This is a genomic window from Corallococcus sp. AS-1-12, from assembly GCF_020036995.1.
GTDB lineage: Bacteria > Myxococcota > Myxococcia > Myxococcales > Myxococcaceae > Corallococcus.
In genome coordinates, this window is the sequence record NZ_JAIQDD010000015.1 from 142,101 (window position 1) to 162,836 (window position 20,736).

General features: G+C 70.8%; 23 protein-coding genes. 8 read left to right on the forward strand and 15 right to left on the reverse strand.

Translation table 11 applies throughout. From position 1 onward, the window contains the following. Positions 1-21 precede the first annotated feature (21 nt). The 8 genes from K8556_RS23235 to K8556_RS23270 form a co-directional block, all read right to left on the reverse strand. Positions 22-939: an alpha/beta fold hydrolase gene (locus K8556_RS23235; protein ID WP_223742266.1), complete on the reverse strand. Its 918-nt coding sequence runs from the start codon at positions 937-939 to the stop codon at positions 22-24. After that, positions 936-1,382 (reverse strand): acyl-CoA thioesterase, encoded by a 447-nt coding sequence (locus tag K8556_RS23240; protein WP_223742267.1) that lies wholly within the window; start codon positions 1,380-1,382, stop codon positions 936-938. The genes K8556_RS23235 and K8556_RS23240 overlap by 4 nt, the downstream gene beginning before the upstream one ends. 40 nt (positions 1,383-1,422) lie before the next feature. Then, entirely contained in the window at positions 1,423-1,788 is a 366-nt protein-coding gene (locus K8556_RS23245) for a holo-ACP synthase (protein WP_223742301.1), read from the reverse strand. Next, positions 1,788-2,747: a ferritin-like domain-containing protein gene (locus tag K8556_RS23250; protein WP_223742268.1), complete on the reverse strand. Its 960-nt coding sequence runs from the start codon at positions 2,745-2,747 to the stop codon at positions 1,788-1,790. The genes K8556_RS23245 and K8556_RS23250 overlap by 1 nt, the downstream gene beginning before the upstream one ends. Continuing rightward, positions 2,744-3,040 (reverse strand): hypothetical protein, encoded by a 297-nt coding sequence (locus K8556_RS23255; RefSeq protein WP_223742269.1) that lies wholly within the window; start codon positions 3,038-3,040, stop codon positions 2,744-2,746. Before K8556_RS23255 ends, K8556_RS23250 begins: the two co-directional genes overlap by 4 nt. 148 nt (positions 3,041-3,188) lie before the next feature. Then, complete coding sequence (locus K8556_RS23260; protein ID WP_223742270.1) at positions 3,189-4,367, reverse strand: CaiB/BaiF CoA-transferase family protein; 1,179 nt, start codon at positions 4,365-4,367, stop codon at positions 3,189-3,191. Between the two features lie 93 nt (positions 4,368-4,460). After that, positions 4,461-4,790, reverse strand: a complete 330-nt coding sequence (locus K8556_RS23265) for an SCP2 sterol-binding domain-containing protein (protein ID WP_223742271.1) — start codon at positions 4,788-4,790, stop codon at positions 4,461-4,463. Positions 4,791-4,886: 96 nt separating this feature from the next. Further along, entirely contained in the window at positions 4,887-5,261 is a 375-nt protein-coding gene (locus tag K8556_RS23270) for a response regulator (protein ID WP_223742272.1), read from the reverse strand. A gap of 207 nt (positions 5,262-5,468) precedes the next feature. On the opposite strand from K8556_RS23270, the gene K8556_RS23275 reads away from it, so the two are divergent. Together K8556_RS23275 and K8556_RS23280 are read left to right on the forward strand one after the other, a co-directional pair. Next, the gene (locus K8556_RS23275) at positions 5,469-6,518 is read left to right on the forward strand and encodes a sensor histidine kinase KdpD (RefSeq protein WP_223742302.1); all 1,050 of its coding nucleotides are present in this window, start codon (positions 5,469-5,471) and stop codon (positions 6,516-6,518) included. 78 nt (positions 6,519-6,596) lie between these two features. Further along, on the forward strand, positions 6,597-6,833 hold the full coding sequence (locus K8556_RS23280) for a twin-arginine translocase TatA/TatE family subunit (RefSeq protein ID WP_223742273.1): 237 nt from the start codon (positions 6,597-6,599) through the stop codon (positions 6,831-6,833). A gap of 130 nt (positions 6,834-6,963) precedes the next feature. Here K8556_RS23280 and K8556_RS23285 read toward each other — a convergent pair whose 3' ends face one another. The 5 genes from K8556_RS23285 to folE all read right to left on the reverse strand — a co-directional run bounded on the left by K8556_RS23285 (position 6,964) and on the right by folE (position 12,680). Beyond that, positions 6,964-8,832: an AMP-dependent synthetase/ligase gene (locus K8556_RS23285; protein WP_223742274.1), complete on the reverse strand. Its 1,869-nt coding sequence runs from the start codon at positions 8,830-8,832 to the stop codon at positions 6,964-6,966. Next, a complete protein-coding gene (locus K8556_RS23290) occupies positions 8,829-9,569 on the reverse strand; it encodes a tetratricopeptide repeat protein (protein WP_223742275.1) in 741 nt (246 codons plus the stop codon). Before K8556_RS23290 ends, K8556_RS23285 begins: the two co-directional genes overlap by 4 nt. A gap of 146 nt (positions 9,570-9,715) precedes the next feature. Next, entirely contained in the window at positions 9,716-10,456 is a 741-nt protein-coding gene (locus K8556_RS23295) for an RNA polymerase sigma factor RpoD/SigA (protein WP_223742276.1), read from the reverse strand. Positions 10,457-10,686: 230 nt separating this feature from the next. Continuing rightward, positions 10,687-12,114: an FAD-binding oxidoreductase gene (locus tag K8556_RS23300; protein WP_223742277.1), complete on the reverse strand. Its 1,428-nt coding sequence runs from the start codon at positions 12,112-12,114 to the stop codon at positions 10,687-10,689. After that, the gene (gene folE / locus K8556_RS23305; protein WP_255652079.1) at positions 12,111-12,680 is read right to left on the reverse strand and encodes a GTP cyclohydrolase I; all 570 of its coding nucleotides are present in this window, start codon (positions 12,678-12,680) and stop codon (positions 12,111-12,113) included. Before folE ends, K8556_RS23300 begins: the two co-directional genes overlap by 4 nt. Positions 12,681-13,046: 366 nt before the next feature. Between folE and K8556_RS23310 the strand changes: the two genes are divergently transcribed. From K8556_RS23310 to K8556_RS23335, 6 genes are all read left to right on the forward strand, one after another. Next, positions 13,047-13,427 carry a hypothetical protein gene (locus K8556_RS23310; protein ID WP_223742279.1) on the forward strand — a complete coding sequence of 127 codons (381 nt, stop codon included), beginning with the start codon at positions 13,047-13,049 and terminating at the stop codon, positions 13,425-13,427. A 103-nt stretch (positions 13,428-13,530) separates the two neighbouring features. Further along, on the forward strand, positions 13,531-14,868 hold the full coding sequence (locus tag K8556_RS23315) for a zinc-regulated TonB-dependent outer membrane receptor (protein WP_223742280.1): 1,338 nt from the start codon (positions 13,531-13,533) through the stop codon (positions 14,866-14,868). A gap of 22 nt (positions 14,869-14,890) precedes the next feature. Then, positions 14,891-15,814 (forward strand): metal ABC transporter solute-binding protein, Zn/Mn family, encoded by a 924-nt coding sequence (locus K8556_RS23320; RefSeq protein ID WP_223742281.1) that lies wholly within the window; start codon positions 14,891-14,893, stop codon positions 15,812-15,814. Positions 15,815-15,818: 4 nt separating this feature from the next. Further along, on the forward strand, positions 15,819-16,679 hold the full coding sequence (locus K8556_RS23325) for a hypothetical protein (protein WP_223742282.1): 861 nt from the start codon (positions 15,819-15,821) through the stop codon (positions 16,677-16,679). Beyond that, positions 16,666-17,484 (forward strand): metal ABC transporter ATP-binding protein, encoded by an 819-nt coding sequence (locus K8556_RS23330; RefSeq protein ID WP_223742283.1) that lies wholly within the window; start codon positions 16,666-16,668, stop codon positions 17,482-17,484. The genes K8556_RS23325 and K8556_RS23330 overlap by 14 nt, the downstream gene beginning before the upstream one ends. Then, on the forward strand, positions 17,465-18,337 hold the full coding sequence (locus K8556_RS23335; protein WP_223742284.1) for a metal ABC transporter permease: 873 nt from the start codon (positions 17,465-17,467) through the stop codon (positions 18,335-18,337). Before K8556_RS23330 ends, K8556_RS23335 begins: the two co-directional genes overlap by 20 nt. A 26-nt stretch (positions 18,338-18,363) precedes the next feature. Here K8556_RS23335 and K8556_RS23340 read toward each other — a convergent pair whose 3' ends face one another. Both K8556_RS23340 and K8556_RS23345 read right to left on the reverse strand, forming a co-directional pair. Next, on the reverse strand, positions 18,364-18,912 hold the full coding sequence (locus tag K8556_RS23340; protein ID WP_206792756.1) for an isochorismatase family protein: 549 nt from the start codon (positions 18,910-18,912) through the stop codon (positions 18,364-18,366). Positions 18,913-18,984: 72 nt separating this feature from the next. After that, positions 18,985-20,727: a hypothetical protein gene (locus K8556_RS23345; protein ID WP_223742285.1), complete on the reverse strand. Its 1,743-nt coding sequence runs from the start codon at positions 20,725-20,727 to the stop codon at positions 18,985-18,987. Positions 20,728-20,736: the final 9 nt, after the last annotated feature.

The window sequence follows — 20,736 nt, forward strand, 5'->3', positions numbered from 1 at the left end:
AAAGCCTCCCCTCCGGGTTCTTCAGTGCGCGGGCGCCACCTGGCGCATCCACGCGAGCACACGGGGCAGCACCTCCGCGCGGGCGCGCTCTCCGCGCACCACGTCGAAGTGGCCCGCGTCCCAGCTCAGCCCCTGCGCGCGCCCCAGCACGGCCAGCTCCTTGCGGGTGCCGCCCAGGTGGGCCACCAGCTTCTCCACGCGCATCGGTGACGCATGGAACAGGTCCGCCGCGCCCACGCCCGCGAACACCGGCAGCGTCACGTCGCGCAGCGCGCTCCAGTAGTTCGTCGCGCCGTCCGCGCTGCGGAACGCGCCCGTGGGCGCCCAGTCCGTGAACTGCCGCATCACGCCCGCCGGTTCGTCCCAGGGCCCCTGCTTCAGCGCCTTCGCCGGGAAGCGCCCCAGCAGCCCCGCCAGCGCGGCCGAGAAGCCCAGTTGGAAGCGCTTCTTGAACCCGCCGTCGCTGTAGTCGTTCACCGCCGAGGACAGCGTGCACACGCCAGACACCGCGGCCTGGAGCGAGGGGTCCACCCCCAGGGCCGCCAGCGCCGCGTAGCCCGCCATGCTGTGGGCCAGCAGGAACAGCGGCCCGGTGTGCCGCGCGCGCACGGCCCGCACCAGGTCCGGGATGTCGTGGCGCACGTACGTGTCGAAGCTCCAGTCGTACGCGCGCTTCGCGGGCCAGCGGCTCTTGCCGTGCCCGCGCAGGGACGCGACGTAGGCCACGCAGCCCGCGTCCACGAACGTGCGCGCGGCCCCGTCACCCTGCGCGCCCAGGAAGAAGCGGCCGTCGGAGAACAGCCCCGGCAGGAAGAGCACGCCGGGCGCGGAGTCCCGTGTCCCGGACAGGCGCGCCTCCACGACGTGCAGCGCGTGCTCCTGGGACGTGGGCACCCAGAACTCCAGGGACGCGAGCTCCGGCTTCGCGTTCGTGCTCATGGGCGCGGCTCCTCCACGGGGGCCGCCGGGGCGCGCGCGGCGGCCAGGAACTGCTGCAGCGACGCGAGCGACCGCTCCCGCGCGTCCAGGAAGGCCACGCTCACCAGCGCCTCCACCGCCACCGGCCCGTCCGCCGCCAGGAACACGCGCTGCCGGAAGCGCGCGCGGTAGTTGAGGCCGTCCTCCTCCAGCTCGTCCGCCGCCGGCGACTCCAGCTCCGTGTGCACCACCACGTCGCCCGGGGGAATCTCACGGCGGTAGTCCACCTCCACGCGCGACACCACGGCCACCACCGGCCCCCCGCGCGTCAGCCCCTGCCGCTCCAGCCAGGCCCAACGGCCCGCCTCCAGGTACTCCAGCGTGGTGGCGTTGTTCACGTGCCCCAGGGTGTCCAGGTCGTTGGGGCGCACGCGCAGCGTGAGGGACGACTCTTCGAAGTGCACGGGGGGATGTCCTTCTGGCTGCCGGGGGGGGACAGCGACTTCAGGGAGACGGAGCGCGCGTCACGATGACCACCGTCGAGACGAACCCTCCGCTATGTGACAGCGAGACAGCGACCTGCAGGGCCTCGCGCGCCAGGTGCGCCGCGAGCGTGCCGTGAAACCGGAAGCGCGGCGCGTGCCGGGCGTCGTGGACGAGCTCCGCGTCCGTCCAGAACCAGCCGGCGACCGCGGGCAGCGCCTTGAAGAGGGCCTCCTTCGCGCTGAAGCCCGCCGCCAGGCTCTGCAGCGGATCCGCCGCGCGCTCGAAGTGGGCGAGCTCCGCGGCGGTGAAGAAGACGTCCGGCTCCCGCAGGGCCCGCGCGGCCTCCAGCTCCGAGATGGCCTGGAGGTCGTGGCCCAGGCCCATCAGCACCCGACGAGGTCCATCCAGGTGTCCTCCACCTCCTCGCGCGACGCCACCGTGATGCCGGTGATGCGCTTGAGGGCGTGGAAGATGAGCTGCTCCTTCTTGCGCAGCGCGTCCGGCGCGTAGAAGCCCTCGCGGTGCTCCAACTGATCCCACCAGTTGACGTGGGTGTCGCGGCTCTCCACGCGCTCGCGCTTGCTGCCGTGCACCTCGCCGCCGTCGCGCAGGAACAGGTGCGCCACCGCGAACGCCTCCTTGGCCTTGTAGGCGCCGCTGTCCACCAGCGCCTTGGCGAAGGCGATGAAGTAGTTCATGTGCTGCACTTCGTCCGCGGCCACCTGCTTGAACAGCGCGCGCAGGCCCGGGTCCTGGACCCTCTGCGAGCACTGGCCGTAGTCCACCGCCGCCACCACCTCGGAGATGGCCAGCAGCGTGAGCGTGCGCAGCATGTCGTCGTCGGGGAAGACCTTGCGGAACTCGATGAAGGTGGCGTCGCTGACGGGCTCCAGCTTCAGCACCGAGGACAGGCGGTTGAACGCCGTCTCGTGGTGCGCCTCCTCCTCGTTCCAGTAGCGGCTCCACGTGCCGCACGCCTGCATGATGGCGGCGACGGTGGGGTTCTTCTCCTGCCACCGGCGGCACTCTCCGTCCGCCAGCCGCTCCAGCCGGTCCGCGCCCGGCTTCGTCGTCAGCTCCGCCCGTCCCGCGTTCCACACCAGGTGCCGGTCGGCTTCACCCACCTGTGTGGAGTCCACGTGGGAGAGCATCTCCACCACGCTCCAGCGCCGCGACTCGTGCAGGCGCTGCTGCTCCCAGGTGACGTCCACCAGCGACATGCCCCGCTGGGTGAGCGCTTCGTACAGCTCCGCCAGGATGGCCGGGCGGCCTTCGCCCGGAGGAGCCTTGGAGGGGACGCCGGTCGCTTCTTCGTGCTCGAGGCTGCGCGCCAGGACGCTCATGCCGACTTCCGCTCCGGGTTCGTGACTTCACCCATGAAGACCGCCAGGACCTGCGACACCGGTGTATCCAGGGACAGTGCCGGCAGGCGGACCCGCAGTCCAAAATCCTTGCGCAGCCCGTTGGACGTGCGGGCAAAGGCCTCCATCAGGTCCACGCTGTTGGTCATGCGCCCGGAGCGCGTGATCAGCGCCGCGAGCGAGAGATCCTCGGCGAACAACTCCTCCTCCGTGAGACCCACGTTTTCTGCGAACTTCCGGCGGATGTATGACTCGAGCTCCTGCGCGTCGGGCACGGGGGACCTTCCTTCCCAGGGCTTGAAAGTCGATTTTCCAGTCAGAAAACAGGAAAGATCTAACTGTGGCCCCGGAGCTGTCAATCAGCAACGGGTCACTTTGGATCCGCGTGCGAACCCGCCCTCCTGGGTTCGTTTCACGCGTTGTTCATGCAAGCAGGCGCGAGATTTCCTCGGCCGTGAAACCCGCGTCTTCCAGGATGACGCGTGAGTGTTGTCCCAGCGTGGGCGGTGGACGCAGTGCGACGTCGCCCATGCGCAGCGGCGTGAGCAGGTGTGTCACGCGGATGCCGCGCTGCGCATCGTCCGCGTCCACGAAGAGGCCGCGCGCGCGCAGTTGCGGATCCGCGAGCACCTCGTCGCCCTCCGCCACCGGCTCCACGCAGAACTCCGGGCCGGAGAGCTGCTCGCGCCAGTGCGCCAGCGGCTGGCTCGCGAGGATGCGGGCGAGCTCCGCCTTCACGCGCGCGCCGTCCTCGCCCCCTGAGTACGCGTCATCCAGCAGCTCCGGGCGGCCCAGCTTCGCGCAGAGTGCGCCGAAGAACTTGGGCTCCAGCGCGCCCACCGCGAGCCAGCGGTCGTCCGCGGTGCGGTACAGGCCATAGCTGGGGTAGCCGCCGTTGAGCGGCTCGCTCCCTCGCTGGAGCGGCGTGCCCTCCTGCCCCATGAACAGGCGCGAGGCCAGGTGCAGGTGGAGGAAGGCCAGCGCGCCGTCCGTCATGGACACGTCCACGAAGCGGCCCACGCCGGTGCGCTGGCGCTCGTGCAGCGCGGCCAGGATGCCCACCAGCGCGAAGAGGCTGCCCCCGCCGATGTCCGCCATCTGCACGCCCGGGAACGCGGGCGCGCCGCCGGCTTCGCCGCCGTAGCCCAGCAGGCCCGCGCGGGCCACGTAGTTGAGGTCATGCCCCGCCTTCAACCGGTCCGGCCCCGTCTGGCCGTAACCGGAGATGGCGCAGTAGATGAGCCGCGGGTTCTTCTGGCGCAGCACCGCCTCGCCCACGCCCAGCTTGTCCATGACGCCGGGGCGGAAGCTCTCCACCAGCACGTCGTAGTGGGCCACGAGGCGCAGGAGCGCGTCACGCCCCTCGGGCGTCTTGAGGTTCAGCGCGAGCGAGCGCTTGTTGCGGTGCAGCCCGTAGTAGAGCGCGCCCTCTCCGTCGCGGTGCGGCGGCATGTGACGGGTGGCGTCCCCCACGTCCGGGTCCTCCACCGTGTCCACGGTGGCGCCCATGTCCGCGAGCACCAGCGTCGCGTACGGGCCGGGCAGCAGGCGTGACAGGTCCAGCACCCGCAGGCCCGCGAGGGGGGCAGACGGCTCAGGCATGAAAACGGGGCTCCAGGGGGGAGGTGGAGACATGCAGACGGCGCGTCCCCACCAGGGGTGACGCGCCGTCGGTACGACACGAGACTCAGAGGCTCAGGCCAGCAGCTTCGCCAGCTTCATGGCGAGGCCCATGTCCATCGGCTTGAACTTGAGCTTGCCCTGCATGGCGGCCATCTGCGGGTTCAGCTTGCCCTCGCGGATCTTCACGAAGTCGTCGTTGCTGACGGTGACCGTCATCTTCGACGCGCCGTTGAGACCCTCGGACACCCAGCCGTCCGGCTTGGTGGTGTCCAGCGTCCACTTGCCGCCGCCCTCACCGGAGACGTCGAAGTGGATGATGGCGTTGATGTCCTTCGCCAGCTCCGGCTTCGCCTGAAGCTTCTCGGGAATCTGCGTCTCGATGATGTCCTTCGCGCTCGCCATGACTCGCTCCTTTTTAGCGTTGATTGGTGAATCAAGCCTGCGCGGACCGTAGTGGCGCGCCACGGCCCCGGTCAAGCACGGCCACGGGGGGCGTGCTCAGACGCGCGACGTGTCCGCCGAGGGGCCGAGGGACTGTCGCACCATCGACAGCAGGTCGTTGAGCTCGAAGGGCTTGGCCAGGTGGCCCATGGCGCCAATGTCCTTCGCCTTGCTGCCGACGTTGCGATCCGCGCTGAGGACGATGATGGGGATGCCCGCGAAGGCCGGCTTCTGGCGCATGCGCTGGGCGAACTCCCAGCCGTCCATCACCGGCATCATCAGGTCCAGGAGGATGAGGTGCGGAGGGTCCGGTTCCAGGCGCTCCAGGGCCTCCTTGCCGTTGCGGGCACGGCGGATCTCGAAGCCCTCGGCCTCCAGGATCTCCGAGAGCGCTTCGAGGATGTCGGGATCGTCATCCACGACGAGCACCACGGGTGCATCAGCATGCTGTGCGTTGAGCGAGGTCAGAGGTGTCTCCTCGATGCCGCTACCGGAGGTCGATCTTCCACCATCACTGGCCCCCCGGGTGCAAGAAATCAAGGGGCCCGCGGACGGAGCCGGAGCCCGTTGCAAAACCGACAGTCACTGCCCACCCTTCCGTTGATTCGAGGCACGGCCAGGGAGGCCCGCGTGACGTGGATGGGGGAGACGCCTGGAGGCAACGAAGCCGCGCCGGGGCTCGCGCTGCTGCCGCGGCAGGGGACACCCCGCCTGCTCGGCCCCCTGCTCCTGGACTACCTGGGGCTGGAGGCCCTGCCCCCCGCGCCCGCCGCGACGGGCATCGACGGGCTGATGGCCGCCGCGGGCTTCCGCCGCAAGGACGGCGAGCGCAACCTGTGGGAGCGCCAGGAGCGCATCCTGCTGGTGGGCGAGGAGCCGCTGGAGGACGGCGGACGCCTGGTCTGGGCGCTGCCGGTGCCCTGGAGCCTGGAGCAGGGTTCACCCCAGGTGTCCCAGGCTTCACCGCCGGGCGAGCGCGTGGCGGACCGCGTGCGCTTCCTGTCGCTCGCGTCGCACGACCTGCGCGGGTCGCTGGCCAACATCCGCTCGTACGCGGCCCTGCTGCTCAACGGGCGCATCCCGCTGGAGCCCAAGGCTCAGCGCGGGCTGGAGACCATCCTGCGCAACGCGGACCGGGCGCTCTCCTTCGCCCAGGACTTCTTCGACTCCAGCCGCGCGGACCTGGGCGCGCTCGCGTGTGAGCGGGAGCGGCAGCCGCTGCTGCCCATCCTGGATGCCGCGGTGGAGCGCACGCGCGCCGCGGCGTCCGCCGCCAACGTGGGGCTGGTGCTGGACGCGCTGCCGGAGCTGCCCGACGTGACGGTGGACGCGGGCCGCATCCAGCACGCGGTGGAGGCCTTCGTGCACCACCTGCTGGCGCGCGCGCAGCCGGGCGAGGCGCTCCACGTGCGCGCCGAGCGCCTGGGGCCCCAGGTGCGGGTGGAGGTGCGCCGCGAGGGCGCGGCCGTTCCGGAAGAGGACATCGACGCTGTCTTCCAGTGCGAGGCGCGGGCCTTCCGCGAGCGAAAGCTGGAGGATCCGCTGCGCGTCTTCCTGGCCCGGCAGGAGGTGGAGGCCCATGGCGGCCAGGTGGGTGGCCGGGTGGACGCGGGCGGCACCACCCTCTTCCTTACGCTGCCCTTATCGCTGCCAGAGGAACTCGGGCAGCCAGCGGGCTGGCAGGCATGAGCCCCGGCCGCTGGAGTTGCTAGCGCGACCCACCTCCCACCGGTATGCTCCCCCGCGCATTTCGTGAGGAGCGAAGCCATGGGATTGAAGCTTCCTGAGATTCTTCTGATTTTCGCGGCGCTGCTGCTGCTGTTCGGCGGCTCGCGGTTGCCGCAGCTCGGCTCGTCCCTGGGCAGCGCGCTCCGCAACTTCAAGCGCGGCTTCTCCAGCGACGAGGACAAGGACGACGCTTCCGAGAAGAAGCCCGGCACGCTGTCCGCGTCCACCACCGTGGACAAGGACGTCGCCGCGAAGTCGCCCAGCTCCCACGCCTGAGTGCGGGTCCGTCCGGGTGGGCCCGGGAAGGCCCCGCCCCTGACGTCACAACATCCCTGACCGTTCACCCGTGACGCCCGTACCCTGCTCGCTCTCAAGCGGCCAGGGACGGGCGTCGGGCTTTGGTGCGTCAGTCCATGACCTTGGCGCCTTCGTACATGGCGTCGATGGTCTTGATGTACTTCTGGCTGGCGACCTTGCGCTTCACCTTGAGGGTGGGCGTGAGCTCACCGGTCTCCTGCGTGAAGTCCGCGTCCATCACCGCGATCTTCTTGATGCTGGAGTACGGGGGGATCTCCGCGTTCACCTTCTTGATGATCTCCTCGACGGCCGCCTTGATCTCCGGCCGCTGGGAGTTCTGCGCGTAGGTGCCCACCGCGATGCCCTTCTCCTCCAGCAGCTTGCGCGCCGGCTCCTCGGAGACGGTGATCAGCGCCACGAGGAACGGGCGCTTGTCGCCGTACACCATGGCCTGGCTGATGAGCGGGAAGGTCTTGAGCGTGTTCTCGATGTTCTGCGGCGCCACGTTCTTGCCGCCCGCGGTGACGATGATGTCCTTCTTGCGGTCGGTGATGCGCAGGTAGTTGTCGGAGTCCACCTCGCCGATGTCGCCGGTGTGGAACCAGCCGTCCGGCTCCAGCACCTCCGCGGTGGCGGCGGGGTTCTTGTAGTAGCCCTTCATCACGCAGGGGCCACGCACGAGGATCTCACCATCCGCGGCGATCTTGATCTCCGTGCCCGGGACCGGCGGGCCCACGGTGCCGATCTTGATCTTCTCCACCCGGTTGGCGTTGCACGGAGCGCTCGTCTCCGTGAGGCCGTAGCCCTCCAGGACCTTGAGCTCCAGCAGGTCGAAGAAGTAGGCGATCTTCCGGGACAGCGGCGCGCCGCCGGAGATGAAGATGCGCATGTTGCCGCCCAGCTTCTCGTCGAGCGTCTTGCGCACCTTGGAGAACACGAGCTTCTTCGCCAGGCTGAACATCAGCGTGTCGTACTCGCGCCCCTGGCCCTTGGCCTCGGCGTACTCGTCGAAGAGGCCGAAGGCCCACTTGAAGAGCTTGCCCTTCACGCCGGGCGCGGCGGAGCCGTTGGCCACGACGTTGTTGTAGACCTTCTCGAACACGCGCGGCACGGACGGCAGCACCGTGGGGCGCGTCTCCGCCAGGTTCGCGAGCAGCTTGTCCACCGACTCCGCGATGATCAGCCGGAAGCCCATGGACAGCCACGCGGCCTTCACCACCTGGGCGAACACGTGCGCCAGGGGCAGGAACAGCATGACGGAGTCCTCCGGCTTCATCATGCCCATGGCCTGGGTGGCCTTCGCTTCATAGGCCCAGTTGCCGTGGGTGAGGATGACGCCCTTGGGGTCGCCCGTGGTGCCGGAGGTGTAGACGAGCAGGTTGGTGTCGTCCGACTTCACCTGCGCCACGCGCTCGGCGAACGCGGACTCGGCGGCCTGGGGCTGCCCCTTGCCGGAGGCCACCATGTCCGCGAGCGACATCTCCTTGTCGCCGGAGACCGGGCCCTCGAAGACGACGATCTTCTGCAGCGAGGGGATGTCCGCCAGCTTGGAGCGCACGCGCGACAGGCGGCCCGCCTGCTTGGCGTCCTTCTCGTCGTTGTCGACGAGCAGCAGCTTCGTCTCCGAGTGGTTCAGGACGTAGCGGCACTCATCCGGCGTGTTGGAGCCATAGATGGGGACCGTGATGGCCTGGGCCGCGCTGATGGCCAGGTCCGCGATGATCCACTGCAAGCTGGTGTTGGCGAAGATGGCGACCCGGTCCCCGGGCTGGATGCCCTGGGCGATGAGGCCCGCCGCCTGCGCCTTCACGTCCTCCAGCACCTGCGCGAACGTGACGTCCTGCCAGCGCCCGTCCTTCTTGTGCGTCACGCCTACCTTGGAGGCGTTCTGGGCCCGCTGAACGAGCAACTGGACGAGGTTCTGCTCCTGCGTCCCGCCCGCCGCGGGAGCCGTCGTGACCTGACTCTCTGCCCTCACTTGAGCTCCTCCTGGATGTCGGCATCCACCTTCTTGGCCCACTGCTGCACGCGCTGCCCCTCCGCGGGGTTGTACGCGGTGCTTCCCTGCTTGACCTTCTCGATGGCCGCGCTCGCCTCCTTCGCCTTGCCGTCCTTCAGCAACGTCTCGGCCAGGTAGTAGTGCGCGCGCAGCGACTGCGGAAACTTGGCGATGGCCTTCTGGTAGTACTCGGCGGACTTGCCCAGGTCCCGCTTGGGCCAGGGCAACTCATAGAAATAACGCCCCTTCACGACCCAGGGGCCGCCGTACTCGTACGTGGCGTCGAGCTTCAGCGCGGTGTCCAGCCGCTCGTTGAACTTGCCCTCCAGCCCGTCGCCCAGCGCCTTCATGATGCCCACGGCCTGCGAGTAGGAGCCGATGCCACAAGCGGCGAAGTAGTACCCCTCCACGCGCGCCGGCTGGAGCTTCGCCGCCTTGTCGCCGGCCTCCCAGGTCTGCTTGCCCAGGACCATCTTCAGCTTCTTCTCCGTGGCGCCGTCCGCCTGCCACTGGAGGATGCGGGCCTTGCGCCACGCCAGGTCGAAGTCGTCCGGCGCGGCCTTGAGCGCCTCGGACACCTGCGTGTCCAGCGCCTTCACGGACTCGGCGTCACCGCGCTTCGCGTACAACGCGTCGAGTTGGTCGAGCAGCGCGGGATCCGCGGCGTGTGCCGGGACGGCCCAAAGCACCCAAAGGGCAAGCAATTTCAAGCGCATCGAAAAGCCTTAGCACGCACGCTCGCCTACCATCAACCGAACGCGCCAGACGCAGCGCGGCAAAAAAGAAGACGGGACCGGCAAGGTGCGAACACCCCGCCAGGTCCCGTCAGCGATGCGACAGAAGCTGCTTGCGCCCGTCCGCTTCAGGCCGCGTCGGCCGTGGCGGTGTGCTCCTCGTTCTCGTTGAAGGCGATGAGGTAGCGCTCCAGGAAGTTCTTCGTCTTCAGCTCCACCTGGCGCACGCGCTCGCGCGACACGCCCCAGCGCTGGCCCAGCTCCTCCAGCGTCAGCGGCTTGTCCTGCGTGAGGCGCTCCTGGAGGATGTCCCAGCCCAGGTCGCCAATGCGCTTGCGCACCTTGGCCAGCGCGTCCTGGATTTCGGTGTCCTGCTCGCGGGAGAGGAACGACTCCTGCGGGGAGGGACCGCCGTCCTCCAGCCGGTCGAGGAAGGTCGTCTCGCCCTCCTCGTCGATGGTGGCGTCCAGCGAGAAGTCCACCATGCTGCCGCGCTCCGCCTCGCCGCCGCGCACCTGGCTGCGGTTGTCCTTCAGGTAGCGGGTGATGTAGGCGCGGATCCACCACACGGCATAGGTGGCGAAGCGCACGTTCTTCTTCGGATCGAAGTGCTCGATGGCCTTCATGAGGCCGACGTTGCCTTCCTGGATGAGGTCGTCCAGGCGGGCCCCGCGATTGGCGAACTTCTTCGCCACGGCGACCACGAAAGCGAGGTTGGAGCTGGCGAGCGTCTGTCGGGCGCTCTCGTCACCCTTGCGGGCCTGGCGGGCCAGCTCGTACTCCTGCTCACGCGTGAGCTGCTGGTGCCCGCCCAGGTGACGCAGGTAATGCGAAAGGCCCTCTGCCGCGTACTTCGTCGAGTTGGCCATGATTTCCCGTCCTTCCGTTCGTAACTGCCGGACGCGATGAATCCCCCGACGAACCGCGTCCATCTGTCACTAGGACGCGCAACGGCGGAAAGGGTTTCTCATTCCTTCCAAGAAGGGCATTTCCCCCTCTTACCCTTGTCAAAAGCCCATCACGCGCTCGCACTTCCGGGCGCTTGGAGGCGCGCGACGCGACGGGTGGGACAGCACCTACGTTTCCGGTCACGAAGTCTTCAACGCTTGAGCGCGGGGAAGATTTTCTCGGGGTTGAGCAGGCCTGATGGATCGAAAAAGGCCTTCAGGCGCCGCTGCAGCTCCAGCAGCGCGGGCGCCTGCTCCAGCGCCAGATATTCCCGCTTCGCGTGCCCCACGCCGTGCTCGCCGGTGATGGTGCCGCCCAGCTCCACGGTGAGCATCAACATGCGGCGCAGCGCCTCATCGACGAGGGGGCGCTGGCTGGGACCTTCGTACAGGATGTTGGCGTGCAGGTTGCCGTCGCCCGCGTGGCCGTAGGTGGCCACGGTGAGCCCCAGCTCCTCGCCCATCTTCTTCAGCCGCTCGATGATCTCGGGAATTTTCGAGCGGGGGACCACGATGTCCTCGGAGATCTTCGCCGGCTTGAGCGCGCGCAGCGCCGGCGAAATCACCCGCCGCGCCGCCCACAGCTTCTCGCGCTGGCTGTCGTCCTGGGCCACCAGGGTCTGGGTGGCCCCGTGGCGCTCGCAGAGGTCCCCCAACAGTTGGAGCTCCGCGAGCACGCCCTCGGAGGTGTTGCCGTCGACCTCGGCGATGAGGGCCGCGCCCGCGCCCGGGGGGAACTGGAAGCTGCCCCGGTGCACGATGGCCTGGACGGCGACCTCGTCGATGAGCTCCAGGCAGCGCGGCAGCAGGCCCGCGGCGAGCACCGCGGAGACGCCCTTCGCCGCGTCCAGCACGGACGGGAACACCACCAGCGCGGTCATCACCTGACGCGGCAATGGAATGAGTTGCACCGTGATTTCGGTGGCCACGCCGAGCGTGCCCTCGGAGCCCACGAAGAGGCCCACCAGGTCGTAGCCGGCCACGCCCTTGATGGTGCGCCGGCCCACGCGCAGCACCTCGCCGTCCGGCATCACCCACTCCAGACCGATGACGTAGTCGCGCGTGACGCCGTACTTCAGGGCGCGCGGGCCGCCGGCGTTCTCCGCCACGTTGCCGCCCAGCGTGCAGAACTCCCAGGAGTTCGGATCCGGCGGGTAGAAGAGCCCTTGCGCCTCCACCGCCTTCATCAGGTCGCCCGTCACCACGCCGGGCTCCACCACCGCGGTGAGGTCCTCGCGGGAGATGGAGCGGATGCGGTTCATGCGCTCCAGGCTCACCGCCATGCCGCCCTTGAGGGGCAGCGAGCCGCCGCTCTTGCCGCTGCGCGCGCCGCAGGGGGTGAAAGGCACGCCGTGCGCCTGGCACGCCTTGAAGATGGCGGACACCTGCGCGGTGGACTCCGGCAGGAGGACGGCGTCCGGCCGGTAGACGCCGCTGTCGGACTCGTCGCGCGCGTAGGCGTCGAGCGTGGCCTCGTCGCGCTTCACCTGGCCCTGGGAGAGCACGTCCGCCAGGGCCTCCAGCACCTTCGCCACGCGCTCGGGCGCCACCCGCTCGAAGGTCTGGGCGGCGGGGTTCATCGGCCTGTCCCCGGACGGGCGCCCAGGCGGGCCCACAGCTCGCGGCGCAGGGGGCCGTCGCGGCGCAGGCGCCCTTCATAGGCCTCCGCGTGGGTGACGGCGTCGCGCTGGTGGTCGGCCCTCAGCCGCAGGCACGCCTGCTCCGCCTCCAGGATGCAGGCGGTGGCGGGGCTGCCGAGCACGCGGGCGAGCGAGCGCGCCACCTGCCGGGCCAGGTCCTCCTGGAGGATGAGCCGGTGGGCGAAGAGGTCCACCAGCGCGCCGATGCGCCCGAAGCCCACCACGCGCGAACCCGGCACGTAGGCCACGTGGGCGCGGCCGGTGAAGGGCAGGAGGTGGTGCGGGCACATGGAGTGGAAGCGCAGGTCCGTCACCACGACCAGCTCGCCGGAGGAGTCCGAGGGCGCGGGGTAGGTCTTCCCGAGCGCCTCCTCCGGGGTGCGGCCGTAGCCGTCGAGGAAGCCGTTCGCCCACACGTCGGCCACGCGCGTGGGCGTGTCCACCAGGTTCACGTCCTGGAGGTCGAGCCCCGCGGCGGTGAGGAAGTCGCGGACCGCCCGGGCCATGGCGGCGGGGTCGGGGCGCACGGCGCGAGGGGCCGGGGCCTTGGCGGCGGGGGCGCGGCGACGGGAACGGGAGGAAGGCACGGGCGGCGCGACTCCTGGCGCGGTGGGGCGTGGCGGTGGTCCACCCAACCTAACCGATGCGGCCAGGAGGGACGTCCGGAATGAAAACAACGTTCCCTGGTCATCGTGTCGTGGCGGGGCTCGCCCGCGGCGTTGAATCGCCGCACCGCTCCATCCGTCCGTGCCCGGGAGCACCGGGAGACGGATGGATGCTCTGCCTGCCTTGACACTCCCGGGGGCCGACAGTAAGCCAGCCTGGACCCTCAGATGCTCTCGCGCGCCCACACCCTTGCCCGCCTAACCGCGATGCTGCTCGTCGCGCTCTGGGGTGCCCAGCCGCTGGGTCTGGCGCTGCACGTGGAGCAGCACGCGCACCGGTTCTGTCCGCAGCACCAGACGTTCGAGGAGGACGCGCGGCGCGCGAACCCCGCGCTGTCCCGCTTCTCCGAGCGCGCCCCCGTCGTCGCCTCCGTCCCGCCCGCCGTGGCGGACGCGACGGGCCTCAACCACGAGACGTGCCCGCTGCTCACGGCCGCCCCGCAGGTGGGGGCCCTCGCGGGCTCGGACGTCCCTGCCGCTTCGGCGTGCGTGGAGAGCAACCACCCGGCCACCGCGCCGCCCCGCTCCTTCGCGCCGCTCGCCGTCCTCGACACCGCGCCCAAGGCCTCGCCTCCGACGCACGCGTAGTCCCGCGTGTCGTGTCCGTGAAGCAGGTCATCAGGTCGACAGCTCGTCGTGGGGCGCGCACGCGCGTGCTCCACGGCCGGCCGGTTCCGAGGAGCAAACATCCGTGTCCCCCCTTCCGCGCAGGAATCCCCGCGCCCTCGCCGTCGTGCTCGCCGCGCAGTTGTCCGCGAGCGCCGCGTGGGCCCAGCAGTCCCCACCCGCAACCGAGTCCCCGCCCGCTTCTGAGGACACTCCGGCGCTGAGCCCGGAGGAGATGGAGGAGATTGAGAAGGCGCTGGGCACGGACACGAGCACGCGCGCGCGTCCGTCCGGCGACACGTCCCCGGCGTCGCCCACCGCGACGAACGACTCCGGCGTGACGCCGCTGAAGCTGCCCAACGCCATCTCCGGCGGCACCAACTTCCTCAACCTGAGCTTCATCCTGGACATGGCCCTGGCGGCCTTCTCCAACAAGGAGCCCCTGCAGGGCGGCGCGCACGACCCGACGAAGAACGGCTTCAACCTCCAGCAGTTGGAGCTGTCCATCGGCTCCGTGGTGGACCCGTACTTCCGCTTCGACAGCAACCTCGTCTTCAGCCAGTTCGGCGTGGAGATTGAAGAGGCGTACGTCACCACGTTGGACCTGCCCGCCAACCTCCAGGTGCGCGCGGGCCAGTTCCTCACCCGCTTCGGGCGGATCAACGCCACGCACCCGCACGCGTGGGACTTCGTGGATCAGCCCTTCATCATGAGCCGCTACTTCGGCGCGGAGGGCAACCGCGGCCTGGGCGTGGAGGGCTCGTGGCTCACGCCGCTGCCCTGGTACGTGGAGGTGATTGGCAGCGCCACCGACGCGACGGGCGAGGCCACCGCGCGCAGCTTCTTCGGCGCCGCCGCCGAGCGCGTGCTGTCCCCGCTGGACTTCCAGCTCACCGGCGCGGTGAAGCAGTTCTTCCCCCTGTCGGACGACCTGTCGCTGCTCTGGGGCCTGTCCGCCGCCACGGGCCCCAACGCCACGGGCTACCGCAACCACACCAGCATCTACGGCACGGACGTGTACCTGAAGTTCCGGCCCATCACGTCCCAGAGCTCGCAGCAACTGGTGCTCCAGGCGGAGGTGCTCTACCGCCGCAGGCAGGTGCCGGAGGACGTGCTGTCCGACTGGGGCGGCTACGCGCAGACGGTGTGGCGCTTCTCCAACCGCTGGGCCACGGGCCTGCGCTACGAGTTCGGCTCGGCCGCGAAGACGCTGGAGGGCCGCGTGGCGAATGATCCGCTCGACCCCGAGTGGATCTCCGACCGCCAGCGCATCACAGCGTCGGTGACGTTCTGGCCCACGGAGTTCTCCCGCCTGCGCCTGCAGGCCGCCACGGACCGCGTGGGCTGGCGCGAGTCGCCGGACTACTCGGCCTTCCTCGCCCTTGAAGTCGTGACCGGCGCCCACGGTGCCCATGCGTTCTGACCCCTTCTTCCGGAGCCCTTCCATGCGTTCCCTTCGCCTGTTCGCGGCCCTGTGCGCCGCCGTCGTCAGCCTCACCGCCGTCCCCGCTCGCGCGGACCTGAAGGTCGTCGCCACCCTCCCGGACCTGGCCGCGCTGGCCAGGACCGTGGGCGGGGACAAGGTGGACGTCACCGCGCTCGCGCTGCCCACGCAGGACCCGCACTTCGTGGACGCCAAGCCGAACCTGGCGCTCGCGCTCAACCGCGCGGACCTGCTCATCGCCGCGGGACTGGACCTGGAGATCGGCTGGCTGCCCACGCTCCAGTTGGGCGCGCGCAACAGCCGCATCCAGTCCGGCAACCCGGGCTACCTGGACGCGTCGCGGTTCGTGAGCCTCCAGGAGGTCCCCGCAGGTCAGGTGGACCGCAGCCAGGGCGACGTGCACCCCGGCGGCAACCCGCACTACCTCTATGACCCGCGGCAGGCCCTCAAGGTGGCGGCGGCCATCGAAGCGCGCATGTCGCAGTTGGATGCGAAGAACGCCGCGGCCTACAAGGCCAACCTGGCGAAGTTCACGCAGGAGCTGCAGGCGGCGCAGGCGGGCTGGGAGAAGCGGCTCGCGGGGTTCAAGGGCGTGCCCGTCATCGCGTACCACCGCACGACGGCGTACCTGCAGGACTGGCTGGGCTTCAAGACCATCGCCTTCCTGGAGCCCAAGCCGGGCATCCCGCCGAACCCGTCCCACGTCGCGCAGGTGCTGGGGCAGGGCAAGGCCAACAAGGTGAAGCTGGTGCTCAAGGAGGACTACTACCCGGACAACATCGCGAAGCTCGTGGCGTCGAAGATCCCCGCCGCGCTCGTCACGCTGCCGGGCGGCACCGACTTCCGCTCCGGCCAGACGTACGTGCAGCGCCTGGAGCTGATGGTGGGCCGGCTGGAGCAGGGCCTCGCCGGGAAGGGGGAATGACGCCATGAAGCGCTTTCCACTCAAGGCATGGTTGCTTCCCGTCGCGCTCGTGTCCGGGTGCGCGTTCGACGCGGGCGAGGGCTTCGCGGTGCTGGAGCCCTCCGTCCAGGCCGCGTACACGCCGGTGTCCGGCCGCGACGCGGGCGACGGCTACCAGGCGCTCGCGTCCGACTTCCAGTTGCGCATGGACACCGGCGCGGTGAGCCTGGGCAGCATCGACCTGCTGGCCAGCTCCGGGGGCGGAGGCAGCACGACGTTCGACCCGTCCTCTCCGCCGCCGGGCTACTCGCTGTGCCACAACGGGCACTGCCACAGCGACTCCGGGGCGCTCGTGGACTACGAGGACATCCAGGCGGAGCTGGGCGGCGGTGGCAGCACCACCGTCACCGTGGCCAACCTGCCGGTGGACGCGGAGCTGGACCTGCTGGCGCCCGCGACCCGCGGCCTCACCTGCGAGCCCGCGTGCGCGCTGGGCAAGACGACGCTGTCCCGGGGGCGCTGGGCCGTCACGGGCCTGCGGATGACGGGCAGCGTGCGGGATGGCCGCGTGCCGGCGCGCTTCGCGGGCGCCCTGCCCTTCCGCTTCACCGCGACGGTGACGGGCGCGGAGGCCACGCCGGTGGCGGTGCTCACCGGCGACCTGGACGTGCCGTCCGACCGGGAGAACGCGCCGCGCGTCGAGCTGGGCCTGAAGCTGGAAGTGACGCCGGCCCTCTTCGACGCGGTGGACTGGTCCGCCGCGAAGCCGGGCACCGACGGCGTGGTGGACCTGGACGCGCCTGAGAACGCGGCGGTGCGCGCCGCGCTCCTGGAGAAGGTGGCGGCGCTGAGCCCCACCGCGGAGGTGAGCCGTGGCTCACGGTGAACACGAGACGGAGCTGGACCGGGGCCACCGCGCCGCGGTGCCGGAGCCTGGCGAGCCGCTGCTCAAGTGCGAGCAGTTGGTCATCGGCTACGGGGGCAAGGACATCCTGCCGCCCATGGACCTGGTGGTGCGCCGCCACCAGTTCGTGGCGGTGGTAGGCCGCAACGGCTCCGGCAAGAGCACCTGGTTCAAGACGCTCCTGGGACTGATTCCCCCGGTGTCCGGCCGCATCACCCTGGGCGCGCCGCACATCCGCAGCGCGTACGTGCCGCAGATGTCCGCCATCGACTCGCTGCTGCCCGTGCACACGCGGGAGCTCACCAGTTGGGGACGGCTGTCCGGGTGGAACTTCCTGCGGCCCTTCCCCAGCAAGACGGACCGGCAGAAGGTGGAGGCGGCGCTCGACACTGCGGGCGCGCGCGGCATCGCGAAGCGGCCCTTCCGCGACCTGTCCGGCGGCGAGAAGCAGCGCGCGCTGCTGGCGCGGGTCATCGCCACCGAGGCGGACGTGGTGCTGCTGGATGAGCCCACCGCCGCGATGGACGCGGTGGCGGAGAAGCAGACGATGCTGCGGCTGTGCGCGCTCGCGCATGACCGGGGCCTGGGCGTGGTGGTGGTGAGCCACGACCTGTCCGTCGCCGCCGAGCACGCCGACGTCATCCTCTTCGTGGACCGCGAGCACCGCTGCTTCGTCATGGGCGATGCGCGCACCGTGTTCTGTCACCCCGCCTTCCGCCGCCAGTACGGCGACGATTACTGCCACAGCGCGCCCCAGGGACCCCACCGTGGAAACAACCCTGCTTGAGCCCTCGAAGTGGGAACAGTTCCAGGCGGGCTGGGAGCTGTTCCGCGACCCCATCCTCTGCGCGCTCATCGCCGGGTGCGTGCTGGGCTTCCTCAGCGTCTACGTGGTGCTGCGGCGCATGGTGTTCGTCAGCGCGGCGGTGACGAACACCGCGGGCCTGGGCGTGGCGCTGGCCTTCTTCGCGGAGATCCACCTGGGCGTGCACGTGGATCCGCTGGTGGGCGCGGTGGTGCTGTCCGTCGCGGCCACGCTGCTGCTGATGATTGAACCCGCGCGGCTGCGGCTGTCGCGGGAGAGCCTGCTGGGGTGCGCGTTCGCCTTCGCGGGCGGCGCGGCCATCCTGGTGGGCGACCGCATCGCGCAGGAGGCGCACGACATCCAGGGCATCCTCTTCGGCACCGCGGTGCTGGTGACGCCGGATCAACTCCAGGCGGTGGCGGTGGCCGGCGCGGTGCTGATGGTGCTGCACCTGTGGTGGTTCCGGGGCATCGCCTTCGTCAGCTTCGACCGCATTGGCGCCACCGTGCAGGGGCTGCCGGTGAAGCTGCTGGACACGGTGTTGATGGTGTCCATCGGCATCATGGTGGGCGTGTGCGCGCGGGCCCTGGGCGCCCTGCCCGTCTTCGCGTTCTCCACGCTGTCGGCCATCGCCGCGCTGGTGCTGGACCTGCGGCTGCCGTGGACCTTCTTCACGGCGACCGTGCTGGGCGGCATCGCGGGCGCGGGCGGGTACCTGTTCGCGTACTTCTACGACTTCCCGGTGGGAGGCTCTCAAACCGTCCTGTCCGGGGTGCTGGTGCTGATGATGATGCTCGTGCGCCTGGTGCGCGTGCCCTTCAAGCGCCGGGCGTGAGCGGGAGGCCGCCGTCGTCCCTGGCTTCAGCGGACGGCGGCGGACACCTTCTTGAACTCGGGCGTGCCCGCGCGGCCCAGCATGTCGAACAGGGCCGACTCCACGGTGAGGATGCGCGCGCCCGCGTCGCGGCACAGCTCCAGGCCCACGCGGCGGTCCTCCTCCGAGCGCGACAGCACCGCGTCCGCGAGCAGGCACGGCTCCCGGCCGCTGTCCGCCAGGTCGCGCGCCGTCTGGAAGACGCAGATGTGCGTCTCCATGCCGGTGATGAGCACCTGCTTGCGGTCCCCCAGCACGGAGAGCACGTCCGGCGTGGCGGCGGAGAACTCCAGCTTCTCCAGCGGCTTGAACTCCCCCAGGCGCAGCTTGAGCAGCGAGTGCGTGCGGCCCAGCCCCTGCGGGTACTGCTCCGTGACGATGACGGGCAGGCCCAGCGCCCGCGCCCCCTCCACGGCGGCGCCCGTGCGCGCGAGCATGCGGTCCAGGGCGTCGCGGTCCATCGCGGCGCACAGGCGCTCCTGGATGTCGACGACGAGCAGCGCGGCCTGCTCGGGCTTCAGGCGGAACGACGGCATGGGGCGGCTCCTTGGAGGATGTCCCTAGTGACGCGAAGGCCGCGCCTGCGTCAAGCGCGGCGGCGTGCGGGCTCAGGCGCCGTGAACGGTCCAGGGCGCTTCACCGCCCCGGGGGACGGGCGCGGTGTCCACCGAGGCCGCGTCCGGCACCCGGCGGAGCGCCGTGCGGCCCCGGTGCCCCCGCGCCGCGAAGCCCCGTGCGCGTTGCAGGCCCGGCAGGTGCGGATCCGCGTCGCGCCACAGGTCCAGCACCACGGCGAAGTCGTGCGCCGCCTCGGACATGCACTCGCAGGCGACGTGGGCCTCCGCGACCAGCAGCATGCAGTGGCCACAGCCGGGCCGCTCCCCTGCCCGCTCCAGCGCCAGCTCCAGGGCCTTCTCCTCGCGGCCGGAGCGCAGGCGGATGCGGGCCAGCGTCTCCCGGGGCGGCCGGCAGAAGAGCGCGGGGCCCACGGGGCGCAGGCGGCGCTCCAGGCGCAGCGCCCGCGTGAGCGCGGCCTCCGCCCGGCCAGAGTCTCCCCGGCGCGCATCCAGCGTGCCTCGCAGCTCCTGCGCCGCGACCTCCACCGTGCGCGCCACGTCGCGGGCACACAGGGCGCGGCCCTCGGAGCGCGGCGCTTCCGCCAGGGTGAGGACCAGCGCGTCCAGGGCGCCGCACGCGCGCTCCACGTCGCCCAGCCGTCCCGTCTCCAGGGCGCAGACGCCCTTCGCGTACAGGCGCACGGCGTCGCGCAGCCCGGCCTCCGCGACGGTGGCGGCGTCTCCCAGCTCCATGGGGACCTCCGCGGCCGCCCGGCTGAAGCCGAAGCGCAGGTGCGCGGCGACGAGCGTGGTGGCGGCGAAGAGCACCGCCTGTGGCTGGCCTCCTGAAGCCTCCACGCGCTGCCGCAGCTTGCGCGCCCAGGCCTGCGCGCCCCGGTACTGCCCCACCTCCACGCAGCCTTCGCTGAGCAGGCGCAGGGCGGTGTCCGCGCTCGGCGCCACCTCCAGGGGCAGCGACTCGCGCGCGAGGTACGCGTCGTCCGCCGTCACCGCGGCCTCCAGGACGCGGTTCGCGTCCACCGCCCTGCCCACGCGCAGCAGCAGGCGTCCGGCGGCGAGCAGCGCGGGGCTCCCCGAGGGCACGAGCGACGGGAGCAGCTCCGCGCTCTCCAACGCCGTCTCCGGCCGGGCGCTGGGCAGCCACGCCTGCACCCAGGCCACGTGCACGCCCGCGTGAGCCGGGTGCGTGCGCAGCAGGTCGCGCAGGAGGAACTGCGCGTAGGGCTGTCCCTGCCCGGGGCGCCCGTCGGATTCGTACCCGTCCAGCAGGAAGCCCGCGAGCAGCAGGCGCGGCTCGGGCTCCTGGGGGTAGCGGTCGATGAGGCACTCCATCTCCCGCACGAAGGCATGTCTGCCATTGGCGGGCCCCTTGTCCGCGAGGAGGCTGGCCGCGACGACCAGCCGCTGCTCCATGTCGGTGGTGCCCTCCGCCAGGGTCAGCGCCTTGCGGATGGCCTCCGCGCGGTCCGCCGTGAAGCGCTGCCCCACGCCCCGGGCGAGCGCGAGCCCCCACCACGCCATGGCGAGGGACGGGTCCTTCCGCGCGGCCTCCGCGAAGGCGCGCCGGGCCTCCAGCGCCCAGCCCAGGTGGAGCAGGCGCAGGCCCTGATTGAAGTACGCCTGCGCCAGGGGGACTTGCGTCGTCACCTGGAGGTGCGCGTCTCCCAGCCCGTCCAGGAGCGGCGGCGTGGGAAGGGCTTCGTCCGGCAGGTCCTCCCACGCGACGTGGGAGTGGACCGACGGGGCATCGGCTCGGAACAGACGTGCCAGCATGGTGTCCTC